This window comes from Ewingella americana (genome assembly GCF_006438725.1).
Lineage (GTDB): Bacteria > Pseudomonadota > Gammaproteobacteria > Enterobacterales > Enterobacteriaceae > Ewingella > Ewingella americana_A.
Genome location: NZ_RCZD01000002.1, coordinates 193901 through 216407, shown reverse-complemented (window position 1 = coordinate 216407; position 22507 = coordinate 193901). Strand labels below are relative to the sequence as shown.

Sequence of the window (22507 nt, the reverse complement as noted above, 5' to 3'; positions counted from 1 at the left end):
GTAATACATTTATTTATGAAGCCAATCACAAAACCGCAACCGGTTTCTGAAACCGGTTGCAGTATTATCCCCGACGGTCAATATTTACCCGATGCTCTTACCATGCTTGTGCCATAGGGGAAATTTATGTCTCATGCCAGTGATGTCTTGTTCGGTATTATCGAAAATAAAATTAGTCCGATGGCGGGCAAAATATCCAGTCAGCGGCATATTATGGCAATCAGGGATGGGTTTATTTCGGCCATGCCATTTATGATTGTCGGCTCGTTCCTGCTGGTTTTTGCGTACCCCCCTTTTTCCCCCGACAGCGGCTGGGCATTCGCCCGTTGGTGGCTGGCGATGTCAGTGAAATATCAGGAAGTGATATTAACTCCCTACAATATGACCATGGGGATCATGTCGATATATATCACCGCCGCTATCGCCTATAATCTCGCGGCCAGCTACAAACTTAATCCCTTTATGACCGCCATGTTATCGCTGATGTCCTTTATGCTGGTGGCATCGCCGCAGGTGAATAAAATGCTGCCGACGCTGGGTCTGGGCGGAGTTGGGATATTTACCGCCGTGCTGGTGGCGATTTATACCACAGAATTAGCGCGGTTTTTAAAAGTCAGAAATATCGGTTTTAAACTGCCGGATCAAGTTCCGCCGAAAATAAAACAGTCCTTCGATTTACTCATTCCAATTATGGCGGTGGTACTGACGTTGTATCCGCTGAGCCTGTTTATTCAATATCAATTCGATATGCTATTACCACAGGCCATTATGGCGCTGTTTGGTCCGATTATCTCCGCCGCCGATACCTTACCGGCCATTCTGATTGCCGTATTGATTTGCCATCTACTGTGGTTTGCCGGTATTCACGGCGCGGTGATCATCAGCGGCATGTTGCAGGCATTCTGGTTAACTAACCTGGGTATTAATCAGGAGTTGCTCACCTCTGGCCAGCCGCCGGTGCATATTTTCATCGAGCCCTTCTGGCAATTCTTTATTGTGATTGGCGGCTCCGGTTCGACCATGGGGCTGGTGTTGCTCTATCTGCGCAGCCGCTCGGCGCATTTGCGCTCTATCGGTAAACTCAGCCTGATCCCCGGCATTTTTAATATTAATGAACCGGTGATTTTCGGCTCGCCGATCGTCATGAACCCGACCTTATTCATTCCGTTTATTACCGCACCGCTGGTCAACGCTGTGATTGCCTACATTGCCACCCGCACCGACTGGGTAGGTAAAGTGATCTCGGTGGTGCCCTGGACGGCACCCGCACCGATTGGTGCCGCGTGGTCAACGGGCTGGGATCTGCGCGCCGCTGCACTGGTGCTGATCCTCATCGCCATTTCGTCAGTGATTTACTATCCGTTCTTTAAAGCCTATGAAAAACAGCTGCTCGAACAGGAAAATCCGCCAGAGCAGGAAGAGAAACAGACGCTGACTCAGCCACAGGCCTGAGCCGCCAAGGGGAGCAATACGATGGACACACAGATGGATATGGAAACCACGGTGATGGAACTTATCATCTACTCCGGGGAATCCCGCTCATGTGCGATGGAAGCCTTACAGGCGGCCCGCAAAAAAGAGTGGCAGCAGGCTGAGGCGCTGCTGGTGCAGTCCACGCAGGCCGGTAAACGCGCCCATCAGATCCAGACCGAGCTGATTGGTGCCGATGAAGGCTGCGGAAAAATCCCGGTCAATCTGATCATGGTCCACGCGCAGGATCACTTAATGAACTCCCTGTTATGTCGGGAAATGGCCGAAGAAATAATCTATCTGCATAAGGAAATCGACAGTCTCAGGCAGTCACGCTGAGGCCGGTAGCCACCACCGGATACTCTCCAAAGCTAAAATGACAAGAGGTGATAAGGATGATTTACAAGCAAACCAAACCGTTCCCCGCTGATTTTTTATGGGGAGCATCCACGTCGGCCTACCAGGTTGAAGGCGCATGGGATCAGGAGGGGAAAGGCCCTTCGGTCATTGATATGGCGACGTTTCCCGATAATATCAGCGACTTTAAAGTCACCAGCGACCACTATCATCACTTCAAAACAGACGTGGCTCTGTTCAAAGAACTGGGACTGAAAACCTACCGTTTCTCCATTTCCTGGAGCCGCCTGTTTCCTGCCGGAGACGGCGAAATCAACCCGCAGGGCGTGGCGTTTTATAACCAGTTAATCGACGAGATTTGTAACGCAGGCATTGAGCCGCTGGTCACGCTGTACCATTTTGACTTGCCCTATGCGCTGCAACAGCAGGGCGGCTGGTCTAACCGGCAGACCATTGATGCGTTTGAACGCTACGCGCGAACCACTTTCGAATTGTACGGTGACCGGGTCAAATACTGGCTGACCATCAATGAACAAAACATGATGATCCTTAAAGGCGATGTGATAGGCACGCTGGATCCCAACACCGAAAATCCGCAGAAAGCCTTATATCAGCAGAATCACCACATGATGCTGGCGCAGGCCAAAGCCATGATTCTCTGCCACACTTTATTACCGCAGGCGAAAATTGGACCGGCACCGAATATCTCCTGTATTTATGCCGCCAGCTCCAAACCGGAAGACAATATTGCTGCGCAAAATTACTCGTCTATCCGCAACTGGCTATATCTCGACTTAGCCTGCCATGGGCGTTATAACGCCCTGGTGTGGCGTTTCCTCGAAGAGAAGTCCCTGCTGCCGGAGATATTATCGGGTGACATGGAGGTGCTGCGCCAGGGGAAACCGGACTTCATCGCATTCAACTATTATGCCTCGACCACCGTGGCAGCTGACGCGCCGAATACTCATGCCGGAGAGAAAAAAGATCCGCGCGCCGTGGAAGACCAGCAGCTGGCTGGCGTCTATAAAAATGTTTATCTCGGTGTGGATAATCCGCATCTCGAGCATAACGAGTTTGGCTGGTATATCGACCCGGTCGGTTTTCGTGTCACCTGCCGTGAAATATATGAACGCTATGCCATGCCGCTGATCATTACCGAAAACGGTCTGGGGGCATTTGATAAGCTGACGGCCGACAAAAAAGTGTACGACGATAACCGCATTAATTATCTGCGTATTCATATTGAGCAGTTAAAACTGGCAATATCCGACGGCGTCGAACTCTTTGGTTATTGCCCGTGGTCGGCCATCGATTTAGTCAGTACTCATCAGGGCATCAGTAAACGTTACGGGTTTATTTACGTGAACCGCGATGAGCATGACTTGAAAGATATGGCGCGATACCGCAAGAAAAGTTTCTTCTGGTATCAGCGGGTGATTGCCAGTAATGGCGAAGATCTCAATGGCCATATTGAATACTAATATTCCAGTGAGACTAAAAATAGAGGGTGGCGATGGCCACCCTTTTTCGTTATATAAGGTACAGGATTGCAGAAAACAGTGGGATAGCAGGCTAAAAACAGAGCGATTTTATAAAGCGATTTCATTTATTTTTAATGATTATTTTCTTTTCAGGGTAGGGACGAATGAACAAAATATTACACAGCGTGATCTCTCTGACCGTGGTGTGTGCCACGCTGGCCTTTTTACCCACTCAGGCTCAGGCGAACCGCTGTATTGAGAACCGCGCCGGAATTGATATGGGATCCGGCAGTACCAAAATTCAGGTTACCGAAGTGAATATCTGCCAGAAAACCCTGGGCAAAGTGCTGTATGAAGATCAGCGCCCGGTGGGGTTCAATGCCGATCTGGCGAAGTCCGGTAATAATCAGCTCAGCGAAGCCGCCCAGCAAAAAGGCCTCAGTGCGCTGACTGAGATGGTCAATAAAGCCAACGCGTTCAAGCCACAGCGCATTACCGGCGTGGCGACCGCCGTGTTCCGCACGGCTTCCAACGGCCAGCAGGTGATTGACCGTTTTAACCAGCAGGCGCACGTCAGCCTGAAGATCATTTCTCAGCAGCAGGAAGCGGAACTCGGTTTTCTCTCCGCCAGGGCGGCGCTGCATGATAATAATCTCAACGACGAAGATTTGCTGGTGTGGGATATCGGCGGTGGCTCCATGCAGATGACCACCTACCGCCAGCAGCAGGGCGTGAAAACCGTGGATATTTATCAGGGCAAGCTGGCCTCGGTGACGCTGAAAGATTTCTTCACCGGGGTATTACAGAATAAAGATCAGCAGGCTGATAGCACGCCGAACCCGATTGGTTCACTGCGTAATACCGTGCTGCGCTATGTGAATTTCTATGCGCGTACCCATGTCAGCGCCCAGATGAAGCAGGAGGTACAACATAAACGGGTGATTGGCATCGGCGGCGTACACGGCTATTCGATCAGTGACCAGGTTCATCCGGTTAACCACACCTATACATTGGCAGATGTGCAACGGGTGTCGAAAAACAATGTCTGGAAAGGGGATACCGAGCTGAAAGGCGAGTACCGCGCTACCGACGTCAGCAACTTACTGTTGGTAGAAGGCTATATGCAGGCGCTGAAAATACCTCAGGTGACGGTGGTGAAAGCCAGCCTGATTCAGGGCATATTGTTGCAATAAGCCGTTGAACGCATCACTGAAGGAGCAGAACCGCATGACTATCGACTCAACTCTTCCACCGCAGGATGACTTTATCTGGCTGGAAGGCATACGTAATGAACAGGCGCTGGAATGGGCGCATCAGCAAAATTCGATCACGCTGGCGGCCTTCACGCAGGGTAAAAATTTCGATCCGATCCGCGAAAAGGTGCTCGACGGGCTGAACTCTCCTGATCAGATCCCCGGCATCGGGAGATTCGGCGAAAAATGGTACAACTTCTGGCAGGATGCGAAGAATCCGCGCGGACTGCTGCGCCGCACGACGCTTGCCGAATACCGCAAAGCCGAACCGCAGTGGGAAACCGTGCTGGATATCGATGCGCTGGGCAAGGCTGAAGGCAAGGACTGGGTGTATCACGGCGTGCACCCTCTTAAACCTGATTTCCAACGTGCGCTGATCTTCCTGTCACCCGACGGCGGTGATGCCTCAGAAGTGCGCGAGTTTGATTTGCAGACGTTGAAGTTTGTCGCCGACGGTTTCTTCCTGCCGGTCGCCAAAAGCCGCACCGGCTGGATCGATCACGACCATTTGTTTGTCGCCACCGACTTTGGTGAAGACTCACTGACCGATTCCGGTTACCCGCGCATCGTGAAAATCTGGTCGCGCGGTACACCGCTCAGTGAGGCCGAAACTATCTTCAGCGCCGGTAAAAAAGACATGATGGCCGTTGGCTATCACGACAGTTTCAAAGGCTTCGAACACAATTATGTCGTGCGGGTGATCGACTTTTATCACCGCGATGTGTTCCTGCTGGATGACAAAAAGCACTTAGTCAAAATAGATGTGCCGACTGACGCCAAATTCAGCACATGGCGCGAATGGATCCTGATCCAGCCTTCCAGCGAATGGCTGGTCAATGGCGAAAGCTGGCCGTCCGGTTCGCTGCTGACCATGAATTTTGGCGCCTTTATGGCCGGTGACCGTGCGCTGAAACCGCTGTTTGTACCGGGCGAACACACTGCACTGAGCGGCGTCACCGCCACCCGCGATCAGCTCAACGGTTATTCCTGCACCTGCGATCACATCATCCTCAGCATCACCCGTGACGTGGTGAACCGCCTCGAAGTCCTGACGCCAAAAGAGGGCGAATGGCAGCGTGAGCCGTTCGGCCATGTGCCGGAATTGAGCAAAATTAATGCCTGGGGTGTGGCTGACGATTCGAATGAGTATTTCATGAGCGTCAGCGGATTCCTGCAACCGGCCAGCCTGTCGCTCGGCAATCTGGATGACGGCGCGGACAAAGAAGCGGAGTTACTGAAGCAGGATCCGTCGCATTTCGATGCATCCCGTTATCAGGTCAGCCAGCATTTTGCGCCGTCCGACGACGGGACCCGCGTGCCGTATTTCGTTATCTGCCGCAAAGACGTGGTGTACGACGGCAAGAATCCGACGCTGCTGTACGGCTACGGTGGTTTTGAAGTGTCGCTCGACCCTTATTATCTGGGGGTCAGCGGCGTGGCGTGGCTGGATCGCGGCGGTGTCTTTGTGGTGGCGAATATCCGCGGTGGCGGCGAGTATGGGCCGGAATGGCACAAAGCGGCGCTGAAGGAAAAACGTCTGCGCGCCTATGAAGATTTCGCCTCCGTCGCCAAAGCGCTGATTGCCAGCAAAATCACGTCGGCGGCACATCTGGCCGCGCAGGGCGGCAGCAACGGCGGCCTGCTGGTGGGCAATATGCTGACGCGCTACCCGGAACTGTTCGGGGCGATCGTCTGCGAAGTGCCGCTGCTGGACATGCAGCGCTACACACAAATTTCCGCCGGTGCCTCGTGGATTGCCGAGTACGGTGACCCGCAGATCCCAGAAGAGTGGGCGTTTATCCGCGAATTCTCACCGTATCACAACATCAGTCCGGCAAAAAAATACCCGCCGGTGCTGTTCTCTACGGCGACCAGCGATGACCGCGTCGGGCCAGACCATGCGCGTAAAATGGCGGCCAAAATGCAGGCGCTGGGCATTCCTGATGTCTGGTTCTACGAGAATACCGAAGGCGGCCACAGCGCGGCGGCCGACAAGGCACAGTCGGCGTTCAAACGTGCGATGGTCAGTGAATTCCTGCTGCACTTTATCGGGCGGGATGTTCACTGAATGTGATCGACAAGTTCTGACACCAAGCGTCCGGTCATCATGGCCGGACGTTTTTTTTCTGCGGTGATAAACGCGGCTGTTTATATTTCGACATGTTTTATCAACATTTTATGCTCTAAAAACATTGCCCTGTGGATCGATGATTGTTTATGATTCTGAGATTATTTGATAATGGTTCTCAAAATCATTTATTTTTAATTCTCATTTGCCAGGTATGAATATGTTAAAGAATACTGCTCGCGTATTTTCTGTTGCAGGCCTGATGGTCACCTCTTTTTCCACTTTTGCTACCACCTATCCGCTGAATGTGACTGACCTTGATGGCCAGAAACTGACGTTCACCCAAGCGCCGCAGCGCATTATTTTGCAGGATGGTCGCGATATTCTTTCGCTGGCAGTACTCGATAAAGCCAATCCGTTCCAGCACGTGGTGGCGTGGAATAACCTGCTGAAGAAAACCGACAGCGGTACCTGGGACATGCTGAAAAGCCAATGGCCTGAGTCTGCCAACATTCTGGATATGGGCTTTAGCGATAAAGGGCAGGTTGATCTCGAAACGGTGATTGCGCAAAAACCTGACCTGATGGTAGCGCAGCTACGGGCGAAAGATTCGCTGAAAGAGGCGGGAGTACTGGATAAACTCAGCGCGCTGAAGATCCCGGTGCTGTTTGTAGATTACGAACGTGACCCGGCGAAAAATACCGCGCCAAGCATTGAGCTGCTGGGCAAAGTGCTGAATCAGGAAAAAAATGCCGAGGCTTACAGTAAATTCTACAACGAACACTATCAGCATATACAGCAAGTGGTGGCGTCGGTGAATCCGAAACCCAAGGTCTTTATTGAAGCCATCGCCGGGCGCTCTGACTCCTGCTGCTTCACTCACGGTGATTCCGGCTGGGGCAAGCTGGTGAAAGCCGTCGGTGCCGACAATATCGGCACCGACCTGCTGCCGGGAGCATCCGGTGATGTGTCGTTGGAAAAAGTCATCAGCATGAAACCTGATGCCTACATCATGACTGGCTCGGCGCGGCCCGCGAATGGCAGCGTGTCGCACATTCTGCCGTTGGGTTATGGCGCCAGTCAGGCCAGCATCGATCGCGAAGGTCAGGCGCTGCTGGCGCGTAATGGCATTGCTCAGATCTCTGCCGTGACGCATAAGCACGCCTATGGCGTCTATCACCAGTTCTATAACCATCCGTACAATATTGTCGGCATGGAATATTTGGCGAAATTTATCTATCCGCAGCAGTTTAAAGATCTGGATCCGGCCAAAACCTACCACGATCTGGTGCGCAACTACACCAATCTGCCGGACAACGGTTTTATTTTCGGCTGGTCTGAAGCGAAATAACGCCACTGCCTTTACCCGCCCTCTGCTTCCCGGCAGACGGCTTTTCCTCTGCTTGTCTGCCCATCAGCACGCGTTATTTAACGCGATCACATTTGTTGACACTCGGTTAATTCATCCCTGTGACTAATTGGTTTAGTGTAATTGACAGATTCGCGCTGTCCGTGCGCTTTTGTGATGCTTTTTTGCTGGCAAAGGCCGTGATAGCGCAGCGACACACATCGACAAGGTGAATTTATGCAATCCGAAGAACAGCGTTTGATCGAAGGTCTTTTTAGCCGTCTGCAACAGGCGGAGTCTGTAACGGCGCCGCGTGACGCCGAGGCAGAACGTGTGATTCAGGCTTGTGTCAGTAAGCAGCCGTCAGCCCCTTACTATATGGCGCAGGCGATGATCATTCAGGAAGCCGCGCTGACCAAGCTGAATCAGCAGGTTCAGGCACAGCAGCAGCAGATTGAGCAGTTGCAAGAGCAGGCAAAAAACGCCCGCCCTTCAAGCACCGGTTTCCTGGCCGGGCTGTTTGGCGGCGGTGCATCAGCGCAAAATCAGCAACATGCAGCACCACAGAATAATTCCGGTAGCCAGCCTATTCCGGGTACCAATGGATGGGATAATCGTAATGCCCAGCCACAACAACAATATCAGCAACAGGCCGCACCGCAGCAGGCTGCGCCTCAACAGCCGGGTTTCCTGGGCAGTGCACTGCGTACCGCAGCCGGTGTGGCCGGTGGTGTTGTGCTGGCGGAGATGCTGACGGGGATGTTCCATCAGACCCAGCCACAGGAAATTGTGAATATTATTGAAGAGCCACCGGTGCAGAATTTGGATCCCAACGACACCAGTTTCCTCGGCAATAATGATTTCCAGCAGCAAAATTTCGACAGCGGTCAGCCATCCTGGCAGGATGCCTCACTGCGTGACAACAGCGATAATTCAGACCTGAGTTTTGGCGCTGACAACAACGATACCGATGATTACAGCAACGATGACGATTCATTTTTCTGATGTTTTATGGTCTGTGAAGGCATTTTGACAGTAGGAATTATCGTACAAATTGTAAGAGTGAGAGCTTTATCGCTTATTGCAATCTGAATTCTGGACAAAAGCCAAATCTGTTGCTGTACTGTGATTGACACGTTCTGTGTCGTTCATTCACGTAAAGGTAAGTTTGATGTCTAAGATTACAGGTAGCGTTAAGTGGTTCAATGAATCTAAAGGTTTTGGTTTCATTACCCCTGAAGATGGCAGCAAGGATGTTTTCGTTCATTTCTCTGCTATCGCCAGCAACGGTTTTAAAACCCTCGCTGAAGGCCAACGTGTTGAGTTCGAAATCACACAGGGCGCTAAAGGTCCATCGGCTGCTGACGTTAAACCTATTTAACGCTGGCCAAATTTTGAAAAAACCCGCTGATGCGGGTTTTTTATTGGATTTTTTTGACGGTCTCTGGTTTACACCGCGACAGCGGATTTACGGACTAACGAGATAAACAGCGTAATGGCAATCGCGTAACAGCCGAGAATTGTCAGTCCCATTGACAATGCCGACGTGCCACCCAGTCCGCTGATAGGCACACTCATCGCTCCCAGCGCGAACATACACACTCCAATCAGTGCTGATGCACTGCCTGCATTTTTCCCCTGACTTTGCATCGCCAGTGAACCTGCGTTCGGACCGACAATACCGATGGTGATAACCGAAAAGAACAGCGGCACCAGCAGCGTAAATAGCGGAGCATGCAGGCTGGCGGCGATAACCAGCGAAACGGAACCCGCCGCCGCGATACACAGGCCGATTTTGACCAGTGTCAGTTCACCCCACTTGTGGCTCAGACGCGTGGAGACCTGTGCGGCAATCACCAGGCCGACGCCATTCGCGGCGAAACAAAGGCTGAACATCTGCGGGCTGAGGTGGTAGATCTGCTGCAATACAAAGGGAGATGCGCCGATATAGGCGAACATCCCCGCCATCGTAAAGCCCTGCGTCAGGCACAGCCCCATAAATTGACGGTCTTTCATCAGGCCGCCAATCGAGCGCACCATCACCATGACGCCACCCTGCGAGCGCCGCTCAGCGGGCAGCGTTTCGTGCAGTTTCAGCGCGGAGAAGCTGAACAGCAGCACGGAAATCACCGCTAATGCGCCAAAAATCCCCCTCCAGCTCATGAAGTTCATCAAGCCCCCGCCCAGCACTGGCGCGACAATAGGCGCCAGCCCGTTGACCAACATCAGCAATGCAAAGAACCGGGTCAGCTCGTGACCATTGTATAAGTCACGGGCCACGGCGCGTGACAGCACCGCGCCGCCAGCGCCTGCCAGTCCCTGTAACAGTCGGGCTGCAATTAACTGATCAATATTTTGTGCGACCGCGCAGCCCACGGAAGCCACCAGCAGCAGTGCCAGTGACCACAACAACGGGCGCATGCGGCCATATGTGTCGCTCAGAGGGCCAAAGATCAGCTGTCCTAAGCCCAGGCCCAGCAGACCGGCGGTCAGACTCAACTGGCTGGCGGCGGTGGTTGTATCAAGCTCGAGCGCCATTTCGGGCAGTGCCGGTAAATAGAGGTCCGTACACAGCGGCCCAAGCGCCGCGAGTGAACCCAAAACCAGGGCATAACCCAGGCGTTTTTCTGTCAGGTGATTGCTCATTATTATGTCCGTTTCCGGTAGATTTTTGGGATGAAAGCGATGGTTACGTCTGTGGTGGTCACGTTGCAGGGTCAAACAGTTGGCTAAAAAGCCGGTCATAAAGTACGTCAAGATTAACGGGGTTTGCGTGCAGGGTGGTCAGGCGGCGAAACGCCGTGCCTTCGCAAATGACTGCCAGTATTTCGACCCGGGCGGTTAATTCATCATCCGACAGGTGAGAATAGGTTTTTGCCAGCATGGCTTTGGCTTCATTGAACAGTTGGCGTTCTGCGTCGCGCCAGATTTGTTCCACCACCGGATTGCGCGTGGCTTCTGCCGCGACCTCCAGCATCAATGCATGGTCGATTTCGATCTGTTCCTTGCTCAGCTCCGGGCAGCTGTTCTGTTTAGGTTCAATGTGCAGTGCGCCAATCTGCCGGTTGGCAAGATTCTCGGCCATCTGCCGCAGATTGTGGGCATCACCGGTGATTAGACGAATTTTTTTAAACACGATGCGCCGCACGATCTCTTCGATAATTGCGTCTTTATTGGCGAAATAACGGTAAATCTGACCGACGCTGAGCCGCGACATTTTGGCGATTTCCGCCATGCCTGCACCATGAAATCCGTGTTTGCGAAAGCAAACCCGTGATGCGGCGATAATCTGATCGCGCCTGGCGCCAATGCGCAGTTCTTTACTCTCCTGAGGATGAAGCATCGGGTTTTGATTGCCTGACGTTATGCGCCACACATTAGGTGTGAACGTTCGTTCTCAAGTATAGGAGGTCAGGCGCGGGAGGTAAATGTCAAAAAACAGCGCAGGCTCAGAAAGCGCACGCTGTCGTTATGGAATGGGGGAGGAAATGCCTCAGGCAGAGAACCAGGTGTGCAGGAAAATGGCGGCGCTGAGAACACACAGCGTAACAATCAAGCATTCAGAAAACGTTTTAGGCATTGAGAACATAACAGGTTCCAGAAAGTGCAAAATCTATGGCGCCAGTATGAAGTTCTAAAATGAAGGAAACATTAAGACAATAGGGGAAATGGTGGGTGTAAGCGGATTTACCTCACACAATGAGCCAGCTACGATGCTTTTGTTACCAAAAGCATCGTTATTTTTTAACTCAGTGCGCGGTATACCAACTGACCAGCATGAAGGCCAACAGCGTCATGGCCAGAGATCCTGCCAGATTGAGGAACATGTTCAGCAACGCACCGGCAAAACGGCCATCTTGTAACATGTACACCACCTCCAGCGAAAAGGTGGAAAAGGTGGTCAGGCCGCCGCAAAAACCGGTAGTCAGCAGCAATTTCCATACCGGGTCCAGGTGAGTGAGGCGAGTGAAAATCGCAATGCCAAGACCGATAATAAAGGCACCCACCAGATTGACCGTCAACGTCCCCAAAGGCAATACGGGTGTCATACCGTTCATCTTCATGCTGACATACCAACGGGCAACGCTGCCCAGACCGCCGCCAATAAATACTGCAAGTAGTGTGCTAAACATAAAAGCCTTTCGTAAGATTGAGTGAGGATTCAGAAAGGTTCCGGCGTGATGCTACGAACCTCTCAATGAGATTGCGTAGACATCATTAGCCGGTAAGGGCGGTTTCGGAGGAATGCCATCTCCATCGTGTCGGGCGATTTTACACGGCTGCGACAGTAATTTGTAGCTTCTCAGCCAAGGGCCAGCACAATCGCATCGGCGATAACATCAATCTGTTCGGTTTTGAGCTGTGACGTACTGATGCGAATAAACTGTCCTGGCCCGACGCGGCTGCGTTCACCGGGCAGTACCGCAATGCCTCTTGCCGCGAGGGTAACCAGGGCAAATTGCTCGGAAGGCACCGGGATCAGCATGGACAGACCGTCCCGGTGGGGAATGGTGACGCCGCGAATTTTCAGCGCATCCGACATCGCTTTACGCCGTTGTGCATAGACCTGGCGGGCGTGTTCAATGCCTTGCTGGGTTTTTTCATCATTAATCAGGTACGCCAGCGCCTGCTGCAATATGCGACTCGACCAGCCTGCGCCAAAATTGCGAAAAGATTTGATCTGTTTGATCAAATCTTCAGAGCTGGAGATCACCGCCAGCCGCAGATCCGGCCCGTAGGCTTTGGAATACGAGCGAACGTGAATCGTGCGTAGTGGCAGTACGCTGCCCATGCTGATGGGTTTTTCTCGTGACAACTGCCCGATGCCATCATCTTCAATAATCAGCGTATTGCTGGTACTGAGGATCTCCGCCAGTACCGCGTAACGTTCGGCATTCAGCGCATGACCGCAGTGAGAGTGGGTCCGCGGCTGGTAGATAAAGGCCGAAGGCTTTTTCGCCAGCGCCATCTGCAATGACTCAGGTATCGGCCCGAACTCATCACATTTTACCGGCAGAACCTGCGCGCCCAGATTGTCCAGCATGTCGAGCAGGCGGGTGGCGGTCGGGTCTTCAATCGCGACCACCGAGCCTTGCATCAGCAGGGTTTGCAACGTCAGGTTCATACCATCAAAGCCGCCGTCGGCCGCCATAAAAGCCCCGGCTTCATAAGGCCAGCTGGGTTTTACCGCCGCGAGCAACGCCGGAGCGATGGCCTCACGCTGATAGCTATTGAGATTCTCGGCGCTAACGCCTGCCTGCAGTGCGGCACGAAGATCGGGCAGCAGGGCCGGATCCGGTGATGACAGCGCCAGATCGGCAATGATGTGATCGCCGAAGTTACCGATTTTCTCAAACCTCGCCGGGCGGGGGGAGAGCGTATCGCCGCACACCCAGACGCCATTGCGCCCGCGTCCGGCAATCACTTTTTGACGGCGAAGCTGGCCCCACGCGGCTGACACCGTGGCCGGGCTGACGCCCAGTGCCTGTGCCAGTTCACGTACCGCCGGTAAATGGGTGCCAATCTCAATAATGCCTGAACGGATCATTGACGCTGTTTCGAGCGCAATGCCGCGCATTGAACGGTCCTGCAAATGCCCCGCGAACCACTCAGCATCCAGTGTTTTTACCCGCAGACTTTCACTCATTTTTTGCCTTTTGTTCAGTAACAAAGATTCTATTGTACATATTAATTTATGCCATTAGTATCAAACTTAATCAATTGAGGCGATAAAATAATCATATTGGCATGAGTGTGATCGCCAATAGTCAATGAAATGTAATTTTTATGATGTTTTCATTTGCAGATTCATAAGGGGAAAGCTGTGGCAATCACCATCAGACTGGCTGTTCGTGACTGGGATTACTTTACGCCACTGGCGTTGGGCGATGTGAAACCAGAAGGTTTTACTCTTGAGATTGATCGCGTCGGCACTCTGGTTGGCGATTTAGCCACCAGCGATCGCTACGACGCAGGCGAAGTCTCCTTCAGCCGTTATGCCCAGGGGCGGGCCAAAGGGGAAAATGACCTGCTGGCGATCCCTCATTTTCTGATGCGTGGCTTTCGTCAGCGCTGCATCATCACTCGCGATGACAGCCCGCTGACCGAACTGTCTCAGTTGGCCGGTAAGCGCATCGGGTTGACGGGCTGGCAGGATTCCGGCAACACCTGGACCCGCACGTTGCTGGCGCTGGAAGGCGTGGGTATTGAAGACGCTAACTGGTACGTGGGCCGTCTGACTGCCGATCATCCTATTGTTGATCGTCTGGCCGGTTTTGGCCGGGTAGGGCGTATTGAGGCGGTGCCCGAAGAGCGCCCGATGATGGCGTTGCTGCAGGAAGGCTGGCTCGACGCCGTCTTCACGCCTTTCATGCCGGAAGGTTTTTTCAGGCCGGACTCCGGCTTCCGTCAGTTCCAGCCCGATTTCCGTCAGGCTGAACTGGCCTACTTTAATAAGGTAGGTTACGTACCGGGTATTCATCTGCTGGCAATCAAACCGGCACTGGCCGAAGCGCACCCGTGGTTACCGCAGGCACTGAGCGATGTGATTGAACGTTCTTATCAGGTCTGGATGGATAAACGCGCCAAATATGCTGATACCACGCCATGGCTGCTGGATGATCTGCGTCGCACGGTCATTGATTTACCTGCGGACTGGAATGCAAACGGCTACGTTGCCAATAAGAAAATGATTGAAGATTTTGCCGAAGAGTTACACCGGCAGAACCTGACCGCTCAGCGCCTGAGTGCGGCGGAACTCTTCCCGCAATTTGCCGCTGAATCTGCGAGTCACTGAACCTGAGGAATGAACATGAAAGTTGCATTAGGGCAGTTTGCCGTTGCCAAACAGTGGCAGGCCAATGCCGAAACCTGTCTGTCGCTGATGGCGGCATCACAGAAAGCGGAGGTCGATCTACTGGTGTTGCCGGAAGGTATTCTGGCGCGTGATATCGCGGATCCTGATTTGGTGTTAAAAGCGGCTCAGCCCCTCGATGGCCCGTTTGTTAGCCAGTTACTGGCGGCCAGTCTCGGCAGCCAGATGACCACCATGATGAGCGTACATACACCCGCACCCGATGGCCGTGCATGGAATGTGCTGATCTCTATCCGCAATGGCGAGATCATTTCCCAGTACCGCAAGCTGCATTTGTATGATGCGTTTTCGGCGCAGGAATCCAAAAACGTCACGCCGGGCAAAGAGGTTCCGCCGCTGGTCGAGGTCGCAGGGTTCAAGGTTGGTCTGATGACCTGCTATGACGTGCGTTTCCCGGAACTGGCGCGCCGTCTGGTGCTCGACGGTGCCGATGTATTAGTGCTGCCAGCCGCCTGGGTGAAAGGTCCGCTCAAAGAGATGCATTGGGACGTTTTGGTCACCGCCCGTGCGCTGGAAAATACCACCTATATGGTGGCCGTCGGCGAATGTGGCGAACGCAATATTGGCAACAGTATGGTGGTTGACCCGCTGGGTGTGGCGATTGCCCGGGCTGCAGAAGCCCCGGCGCTGGTGTTTGCTCAATTGGATAAAGATCGTCTGATTCACGCCCGAAAGGTGTTGCCGGTGCTGGAAAACCGCTGTTTTGATATTCCGCAGTTGCGCACTGACAAACTCTGATCACCCCCGCCCAGCCGGTCCTCAACGGCGAGCGATGCAGTAGAAAAAAGCGCGAACAACACCAGGGAGCGCGGCAGTAAACACCCCGGAACAGCGCCGGAACCGACGGTGTCAAGTTTATAAGGCGTTATCAACACCAGGGAAGGTGTTAACAAAAACAAAATGATTCCCATGATTTTTTCACAACATCCAGACCCACTTTTACACAGAGGAAATAGAGATGATGGCAAAACAATTACTGACGGCTGCGATACTTTCAATACTTTCCACAAGCGCCTTTGCGGCTGAAAGTGTGGCTATTCCGACCCAAACCATGGACCCGGCACTGCATGCGAAATTGCCGCCTGAGATTCAAAAGTCAGGGGTGATGACGTCAGTGAATAACGGTTCGTTTCCTCCGTATGAAATTGTCACCGGCAATAACTCTCTCGATGGTGCCAGCGCCGATCTGGCCACGGCACTGGCGGGCGTGCTGGGTGTGAAAATTGAACATGCTTCTGTCAGCGGGTTGTCCGGTATTTTGAGTGGTATGGCCGCGGGGCGCTACCAAATGGGGATCGGCCCGATTGGTGATTACCCGGACCGTCAGGCGAAGAATGACTTCGTTGATTTCGTGAAAGAGTTCGTGGTGTTTGCCGTGCATAAAGGCAACCCGCAAAAGATTAATTCGCTGGACGACACCTGTGGTAAACGCATTGCGGTGATGGCCGGTGGCTCGGCGGAGCAAGTGATCCGCAGGCAGTCCGACGTGTGTGTGAAAGATGGCAAACCGGCGGTAACCGTCCAGTCTTACACCGACCAGCCGACCTCAATTCTGGCGGTGCGCTCTAACCGCTCCGATGCGTTCTTCTCCTCTCAGGCACCGCTGACCTATTTTGTTGAGAAAGCCAACGGCCAGCTGGAGTTAACGGGCACCGGCAAAGCCAACGGCTTCGGCGATATCTTCCAGGGTACGGTGGTACCGAAAGATTCTGCCGTACGTGATGCGATTCTGGCGGGCTATCAGAAGCTGTTTGATAATGGGACTTACGCCATCATCATGAAAAAATGGGGTCTGCAAGACAATATGATCGCCGCGCCTGGTATTAACCTGGCCAAGGCGCAGCCTAAATGACGGATAAAACGTATAGTTCCCCGCCTGCCGCCAAGGATGACTATACGTCGGACCCACGCCGTAATGTGGAGTTTTCCCACGCGCCTCGCAGTTACGGACGTTGGTTAGCCTGGATTGTCGTGGTGCTGATTGCCGTCGATGTGATCTGGAATGTTGCCCGCAATCCTAATTTTGAATGGCATGTGGTGGCGCAATGGTTTACTGAAGCCACGGTGATCAAAGGGCTGGGCGTCACGCTCGGCCTTACCGTGATTTCGATGCTGTTGGGCGTGTTTCTGGGGCTCATGTTGGCGATTGCCCGGCTGTCACAAAGTATGCTGCTGCGCCGCCTGTCGGGTATGTTTATCTGGTTTTTCCGCGGGACGCCGCTGCTGGTGCAACTGCTGTTCTGGTACAACATGTCGACGTTATTCCCGCGTGTCGTGCTGGGTATTCCGTTCGGCCCGGAATATATGAGCTGGAATACCAATGATCTGATCACGCCGCTGACGGCGGCGATCGCCGGTCTGGCGCTGAATGAAGCGGCGTATATGGCGGAAATTATCCGCGCCGGGCTGCTGTCGGTTGATAACGGTCAGGCAGAAACTGCGCAGGCATTCGGCATGAGCCGTGGCCGCGCACTGCGCCGGATCATTATTCCACAGGCGATGAGAGCGATCATTCCACCGACCGGAAATCAGTTGATCAGCATGATCAAAGCCACCTCGTTGGTCAGTGTGATCGCCATGGGTGATCTGCTTTACTCAGTGCAAACCATTTATAACCGTACTTTCGAAGTGGTGCCGATGCTGATGGTGGCAGTGATTTGGTATTTGCTGATCACCTCGGTGCTGAACGTCGGTCAGTCGGCAATCGAGCGTTATTACTCCCGCGGTACGCGCCGTTCAGGTTCTGCCACTAAGCGCCGTCAGGCATCTGGTGAAGAGAAAACCATCCCGATTGTCAGCCAGCCGGGCATCGTACATAAGGAGGATCTATGAGTCAGCAAGAGACCGGCGCACCGGCCTCTTTGGTCGTGGCGCGTAATGTGCATAAAAGTTATGGCGACAATGAAGTACTCAAAGGCATCGATTTGGACGTTAAACCGAGCGAAGTGGTGGTGATCCTCGGGCCGTCCGGATCCGGGAAATCGACCTTTCTGCGCTGTATTAACCATCTGGAGGATATCGATCGCGGTTCGATCATGGTGGGCGGCGAGCAGATTGGCTACGAGCTGCGCGGCAGCCGGTTGCATAAGCTGTCGGAAAGGGCGATAGCCCGCCAGCGCCGTGATATTGGCATGGTGTTTCAGCAGTTTAATCTCTACCCGCACATGACCGTGATGCAGAATATCGTTGAAGCGCCGATTGGCGTGCACAAAGAGAGCCGCCATCAGGCCGAGAAATATGCCCGCGAGTTATTGGAAAGGGTCGGGCTGAGCGACAAGGCCGACGCCTATCCGCGTCATCTCTCTGGTGGCCAGCAGCAGCGTGTGGCGATTGCGCGTGCGCTGGCGGTCAAACCCAAACTGATGCTGTTTGATGAACCGACGTCAGCACTGGACCCGGAATTGGTGGGTGAAGTGTTGGCGACCATGCGCTCACTGGCACAGCAAGGGTTGACGATGATCGTGGTCACCCATGAGATCGGGTTTGCTAAAGAAGCTGCCGATCGGGTGGTATTTATGGACCGGGGATATGTGGTGGAGCAGGGCGCGGCGGATGAGGTGTTGGTAAATCCACAGCACCCGAGAACGCAGGCTTTTCTCAGCCGTTTCATCTGAAATCGGCGGGCGGGCTGGAAAGAGGGCGTTTATACCCGCGCTTCGATCCGGTTTCGTCCGCCGTTTTTGGCTTTATACAGTGCGGTATCGGCTGCATTCAGCCACTGCGCGGCACTTTCCTGATCTTCCCTGCACTCGGCAATACCCGCACTGATATGGACTCGAAGTTCAGGGTAATGGGGGAAGAGACTGTTATCCAAACGGCTCTGTAAACGCTCCATCGCCTTCTGCGCCTGTTCTGCCGTGCTGTGGGGCAAAATCGCGGCAAATTCGTCTCCGCCGTAACGGCCAATGATGTCGGCAGTCCGCATGGTCTGCTGTAGCTCCTGAGCCAGGAGTATAATCGCCTGATCGCCGACGTTGTGGCCGTAGTTGTCGTTAATGTCCTTGAAGTGATCGATATCGATAAGCACCAGCGTGGTTTTGTAGTGGTAACGGCGATGACTCTCGATTTCATTATCCAGCAACGATTCCCAGTGGCGTCGGTTATATAAACCGGTCAGACCATCGCGAACGCTGATCTGCATAATGGCTTCCTTATGCTCGGACAGTTTTCTCGAGGTGCGGAAGGTGACGTTACCCAGAAAAATCGGGTAAATCAGAATCATCGGCAGACAAAGATAGAGCTGGAAGGGGCGGGTTTCTGGTTGGAAAGGAATATCAGCCAGCAGAAAAACCGACAGTGCCACGGTTGCCTGGGCAACAATGCATTTGAAGAACAGGGTTTTACCGCCTGCGGCAATATTATTCATGCCCATCATGGAGATAATAACGACTGACGGCAGCGCATTAAAGCCCATCATCGCCAGCCAGGCACCGCCAAAGATAACGTCAATTTGCAGGTTGCGGATTTCGGCTTTAAACGGGTTGCTGGCGCGGATAGCCAGCAAATAGGCCACGTGGGGCCAGATAAATCCGTTGAGAAACAACAATAACCAGACGGAAAAATGCGTCGGGTGGGTAATGATGACGGATGCCACGCAGATGCTGCCCATAGCCAGCCCGATAATACGGGGGAAATAGGTACGTCTCGCAAATCTCAGGCCGGAGTGATGTGCATCACTGACCAGAGTGGTTTGAAGCGTTTTTGCCATCGGATCTCATTATTTTTTGGCACGCAGACTGCTGTCTGGTTGGGCCGAAAGCTGGCGCAAAATTGATTTATCCAGTAAATGCTTTATGACTCTGTCATAGAGGCTCATAATAGCTCAGTCTGGTTATAATGCGCACAGATTAGATCGTGACTCGATCAATTCTGTTACATATTGGGGTTGTGTTTCCGCCATTATTATTCGTAAATAACCACAATGTTTTCGGTTATTATTTTGTGTAAAAAGTACCGGTAACCTTACCGGTGACAGTCTCGCAATCCGTGAAAAGAAGGTGTGTATGGAAGGTCTAAGCATTACTAAATTGTTGGTTGTGGGCGTTTTGATCATTCTGCTGTTCGGTACCAGTAAACTGCGCTCTTTGGGCGGTGATCTGGGCGCTGCGCTGCGTGGCTTCAAGAAAGCCATGAGCGATGAGCCTACCCCAGCGGCAAAGACTGATGCCGCGCCTGTCGAACCACGCGTAGAACACAAAGACTGATTGCCAGCGGGCCACGGCCCGTATTCTGCTTCTTTGCTGGGTTTAAAATAAAAACGGCTGCTCTTATGAGCAACCGTTTTTGTCGTTCCCGCTATCCAAAAAGTAACAAGGTGTAACCCTTATTTTCGTTTGTCTGGCAGGCAGAGCACGCCGGTCATTCAACCGGCGCGCCGGGGTGTTTATTTGACTTCCAACCCTTTGGCTTGCAGGTCTGCGTGGTAAGACGAACGCACGAAAGGTCCGCAGGCGGCATGGGTAAAGCCCATTGCCATGGCTTCAGCTTTCATTTCATCAAACTCTTCCGGGCTGACATAGCGCTGAACCGGCAGATGGTGACGGCTTGGTTGTAAATACTGACCGAGGGTCAGCATGGTGACGCCGTGGCGGCGCAGGTCGCGCATCACTTCCACGATTTCCGCGTTAGTTTCGCCGAGGCCAACCATTAAACCGGATTTAGTCGGGATTTCAGGGTGGGCTTCTTTGAAACGTTGCAGCAGCGTCAGTGACCAGTCGTAGTTTGCCCCAGGGCGAACCTGGCGGTACACACGCGGCACGTTTTCCAGATTATGGTTAAAGACATCAGGCGGCGTGGCGGTAAGAATTTCCAGTGCGCGATCCATACGGCCACGGAAATCAGGTACCAGTGTCTCGATTTTAATGGTCGGGTTCTTTTCGCGGATAGCGGCGATACAGTCGGCAAAGTGCTGAGCACCGCCATCACGCAGGTCATCACGGTCCACGGAGGTGATCACCACGTAGCGCAGACCCATATCGGCGATGGTCTGTGCCAGTTTTTCCGGTTCGTTAGCGTCCGGTGCCGTCGGGCGACCGTGGGCGACGTCGCAGAATGGGCAACGGCGGGTACAAATCGCGCCGAGGATCATAAAGGTCGCGGTACCGTGGTTGAAACATTCGGAAAGGTTAGGGCAGGCCGCCTCTTCACACACAGAATGCAAACCATTCTTGCGCAGCGCGGCTTTGATGCCCTGAATGCGGGTCGAATCGGCCGGAAGCTTGATTTTCATCCATGCCGGCTTACGTAACATTTCCTGCCGGTCAGTGACCACGGTTTTCACCGGGATTAATGCCATCTTATCTGCATCGCGGTACTTAACGCCGCGTTCCATCTGAATCGGTTTACTCATAAGCTTGCAGGTTCCAGGTTCGTCTCTCGTAATTCGAGTTTTTCAGGACATTCAATGAACGGGCTGATTCATTAAAAAAAATGAGAAATATTACAAAAATTATAACACTGATGGCGGTCACTATTCAGCCCCCTGAAGTGCTCACAAGCAACAAAGTGTACAATTTTTTAACATCAATACTCTTCTTCCCGCCAGGGAAGATAATCAACCTGTTGATATTGCATAAGATGATTAAAAGATTTGACCAGCACCGGCATGACGTCATCGACGGTAACCCCTGGCTTTTCAGCGCTGACCTGGGTCATTTGCAAGCCGGCATAACCGCACGGGTTGATGCGCAGGAAGGGTTCGAGATCCATATTGATGTTGAGCGCCAGGCCATGTAACGAACAGCCTTTGCGGATACGCAGCCCCAGCGAGCAGATTTTTTTGTGATCAACGTAGACACCGGGAGCATCGGCACGCGGATAGGCCTCGATGGAAAAATGGGCCAGCGTATCGACAACGGTTTGTTCAATCATGGTGACTAACTGGCGAACGCCCATCTTTTTGCGCTTCAAATCGACCATCACGTACATCACCTGCTGGCCGGGACCATGATAGGTCACCTGACCGCCGCGATCGCTTTGAACCACCGGGATGTCGCCGGGAAGCAGAACGTGTTCCGCTTTACCCGCCTGACCCTGCGTGAAGACTTTCTGGTGTTCAACCAACCAGAGTTCATCCTGCGTATCAGCGGTGCGGGTATCGGTGAACAGATGCATCGCGCGGGATACCGGTTCGTAAGGCTGGAGGCCCAGCTGACGTAACACAATGCGTTGTTGCAGTTTGTCTTGTTGCACAGCAGCCATCGCTAGTTAGGAAGTGGGTGGGGCAGAAATAGTAACGCAGTGTCAAATTCGACACTGCGCTATTCAGTGATCGAGCGAAGGTTTACAGCACCATGCGGACAATTTCGATATTACCCAATTCGTCATACAGGGTTTCGACCTGGTCGATATGGGTGGCATTGATCGTAATTGAGACGGAGTGGTAATTCCCTTTACTGCTCGGTTTTACCTGAGGATTGTAGTCGCCAGGTGCATGGCGTTGCACGACTTCCACAACCTGATCAACTAACTCGGGTTGTGCCAGGCCCATTACTTTATAAGTAAAGGAACATGGGAATTCGAGCAGTTCGTTAAGTTTGGTTTTCATGTGCACTCCAGCGTGATTAACAGCGTATTGATAAAATTATAACTCCCGCCAATCTGAAGCGGGAGTTATAAAATTTGATGGCAAAATGATTACTATCAAATGGGGGCGTA

At 52.9% G+C, this 22507-nt stretch carries 22 protein-coding genes and 1 riboswitch; of the genes, 14 read left to right on the top strand and 8 right to left on the bottom strand.

Annotated elements, in window-relative coordinates; genetic code table 11:
* The first annotated feature begins 126 nt into the window (after nt 1–126).
* From EAH77_RS04140 to cspE, 8 genes are all read left to right on the top strand, one after another.
* Nucleotides 127–1452, top strand: coding sequence for a PTS sugar transporter subunit IIC (locus EAH77_RS04140; protein WP_140470548.1), 1326 nt, complete (start codon nt 127–129; stop codon nt 1450–1452).
* A 33-nt stretch (nt 1453–1485) separates the two neighbouring features.
* Nucleotides 1486–1809, top strand: a complete 324-nt coding sequence (locus tag EAH77_RS04135; RefSeq protein ID WP_140470863.1) for a PTS lactose/cellobiose transporter subunit IIA — start codon at nt 1486–1488, stop codon at nt 1807–1809.
* A gap of 56 nt (nt 1810–1865) precedes the next feature.
* On the top strand, nt 1866–3308 hold the full coding sequence (locus EAH77_RS04130) for a glycoside hydrolase family 1 protein (protein ID WP_140470547.1): 1443 nt from the start codon (nt 1866–1868) through the stop codon (nt 3306–3308).
* A 164-nt stretch (nt 3309–3472) separates the two neighbouring features.
* The gene (locus EAH77_RS04125; RefSeq protein ID WP_140470546.1) at nt 3473–4501 is read left to right on the top strand and encodes a Ppx/GppA phosphatase family protein; all 1029 of its coding nucleotides are present in this window, start codon (nt 3473–3475) and stop codon (nt 4499–4501) included.
* Nucleotides 4502–4535: 34 nt separating this feature from the next.
* Nucleotides 4536–6629 carry a prolyl oligopeptidase family serine peptidase gene (locus EAH77_RS04120; protein ID WP_140470545.1) on the top strand — a complete coding sequence of 698 codons (2094 nt, stop codon included), beginning with the start codon at nt 4536–4538 and terminating at the stop codon, nt 6627–6629.
* Between the two features lie 220 nt (nt 6630–6849).
* Entirely contained in the window at nt 6850–7980 is a 1131-nt protein-coding gene (locus EAH77_RS04115; protein WP_140470544.1) for an ABC transporter substrate-binding protein, read from the top strand.
* A gap of 234 nt (nt 7981–8214) precedes the next feature.
* Nucleotides 8215–8982, top strand: a complete 768-nt coding sequence (locus tag EAH77_RS04110; RefSeq protein ID WP_140470543.1) for a DUF2076 domain-containing protein — start codon at nt 8215–8217, stop codon at nt 8980–8982.
* A 166-nt stretch (nt 8983–9148) separates the two neighbouring features.
* A complete protein-coding gene (cspE, locus tag EAH77_RS04105; RefSeq protein ID WP_140470542.1) occupies nt 9149–9358 on the top strand; it encodes a transcription antiterminator/RNA stability regulator CspE in 210 nt (69 codons plus the stop codon).
* Nucleotides 9359–9426: 68 nt separating this feature from the next.
* Here the strand turns inward: cspE and EAH77_RS04100 are convergent, their stop codons facing one another.
* The 4 genes from EAH77_RS04100 to EAH77_RS04085 form a co-directional block, all read right to left on the bottom strand.
* The gene (locus EAH77_RS04100; protein WP_140470541.1) at nt 9427–10623 is read right to left on the bottom strand and encodes a multidrug effflux MFS transporter; all 1197 of its coding nucleotides are present in this window, start codon (nt 10621–10623) and stop codon (nt 9427–9429) included.
* 58 nt (nt 10624–10681) lie between these two features.
* Complete coding sequence (locus EAH77_RS04095) at nt 10682–11320, bottom strand: TetR/AcrR family transcriptional regulator (RefSeq protein WP_140470540.1); 639 nt, start codon at nt 11318–11320, stop codon at nt 10682–10684.
* Between the two features lie 406 nt (nt 11321–11726).
* Entirely contained in the window at nt 11727–12110 is a 384-nt protein-coding gene (gene crcB / locus EAH77_RS04090) for a fluoride efflux transporter CrcB (RefSeq protein ID WP_140470539.1), read from the bottom strand.
* 69 nt (nt 12111–12179) lie between these two features.
* Nucleotides 12180–12242: riboswitch (Fluoride riboswitch) on the bottom strand.
* A gap of 38 nt (nt 12243–12280) precedes the next feature.
* The gene (locus EAH77_RS04085; RefSeq protein WP_140470538.1) at nt 12281–13624 is read right to left on the bottom strand and encodes an aminotransferase class I/II-fold pyridoxal phosphate-dependent enzyme; all 1344 of its coding nucleotides are present in this window, start codon (nt 13622–13624) and stop codon (nt 12281–12283) included.
* 177 nt (nt 13625–13801) lie between these two features.
* Between EAH77_RS04085 and EAH77_RS04080 the strand changes: the two genes are divergently transcribed.
* The 5 genes from EAH77_RS04080 to EAH77_RS04060 all read left to right on the top strand — a co-directional run bounded on the left by EAH77_RS04080 (nt 13802) and on the right by EAH77_RS04060 (nt 18465).
* Complete coding sequence (locus tag EAH77_RS04080; RefSeq protein ID WP_140470537.1) at nt 13802–14773, top strand: nitrate ABC transporter substrate-binding protein; 972 nt, start codon at nt 13802–13804, stop codon at nt 14771–14773.
* A 15-nt stretch (nt 14774–14788) separates the two neighbouring features.
* Complete coding sequence (locus tag EAH77_RS04075; RefSeq protein ID WP_140470536.1) at nt 14789–15589, top strand: deaminated glutathione amidase; 801 nt, start codon at nt 14789–14791, stop codon at nt 15587–15589.
* Nucleotides 15590–15809: 220 nt separating this feature from the next.
* A complete protein-coding gene (locus EAH77_RS04070) occupies nt 15810–16703 on the top strand; it encodes an ABC transporter substrate-binding protein (protein ID WP_140470535.1) in 894 nt (297 codons plus the stop codon).
* On the top strand, nt 16700–17683 hold the full coding sequence (locus tag EAH77_RS04065; protein ID WP_140470534.1) for an amino acid ABC transporter permease: 984 nt from the start codon (nt 16700–16702) through the stop codon (nt 17681–17683). Before EAH77_RS04070 ends, EAH77_RS04065 begins: the two co-directional genes overlap by 4 nt.
* Entirely contained in the window at nt 17680–18465 is a 786-nt protein-coding gene (locus tag EAH77_RS04060; RefSeq protein WP_140470533.1) for an amino acid ABC transporter ATP-binding protein, read from the top strand. The genes EAH77_RS04065 and EAH77_RS04060 overlap by 4 nt, the downstream gene beginning before the upstream one ends.
* Before the next feature lie 29 nt (nt 18466–18494).
* Here the strand turns inward: EAH77_RS04060 and EAH77_RS04055 are convergent, their stop codons facing one another.
* Entirely contained in the window at nt 18495–19559 is a 1065-nt protein-coding gene (locus EAH77_RS04055) for a diguanylate cyclase (protein ID WP_140470532.1), read from the bottom strand.
* Between the two features lie 295 nt (nt 19560–19854).
* On the opposite strand from EAH77_RS04055, the gene tatA reads away from it, so the two are divergent.
* Complete coding sequence (tatA, locus tag EAH77_RS04050) at nt 19855–20055, top strand: Sec-independent protein translocase subunit TatA (protein WP_140470531.1); 201 nt, start codon at nt 19855–19857, stop codon at nt 20053–20055.
* Between the two features lie 179 nt (nt 20056–20234).
* Here tatA and lipA read toward each other — a convergent pair whose 3' ends face one another.
* The 3 genes from lipA to ybeD form a co-directional block, all read right to left on the bottom strand.
* On the bottom strand, nt 20235–21200 hold the full coding sequence (lipA, locus tag EAH77_RS04045; protein ID WP_140470530.1) for a lipoyl synthase: 966 nt from the start codon (nt 21198–21200) through the stop codon (nt 20235–20237).
* 173 nt (nt 21201–21373) lie between these two features.
* Nucleotides 21374–22051, bottom strand: a complete 678-nt coding sequence (gene lipB, locus EAH77_RS04040) for a lipoyl(octanoyl) transferase LipB (RefSeq protein WP_140470529.1) — start codon at nt 22049–22051, stop codon at nt 21374–21376.
* An 82-nt stretch (nt 22052–22133) separates the two neighbouring features.
* Nucleotides 22134–22397, bottom strand: a complete 264-nt coding sequence (gene ybeD, locus EAH77_RS04035) for a DUF493 family protein YbeD (protein WP_140470528.1) — start codon at nt 22395–22397, stop codon at nt 22134–22136.
* Nucleotides 22398–22507: the final 110 nt, after the last annotated feature.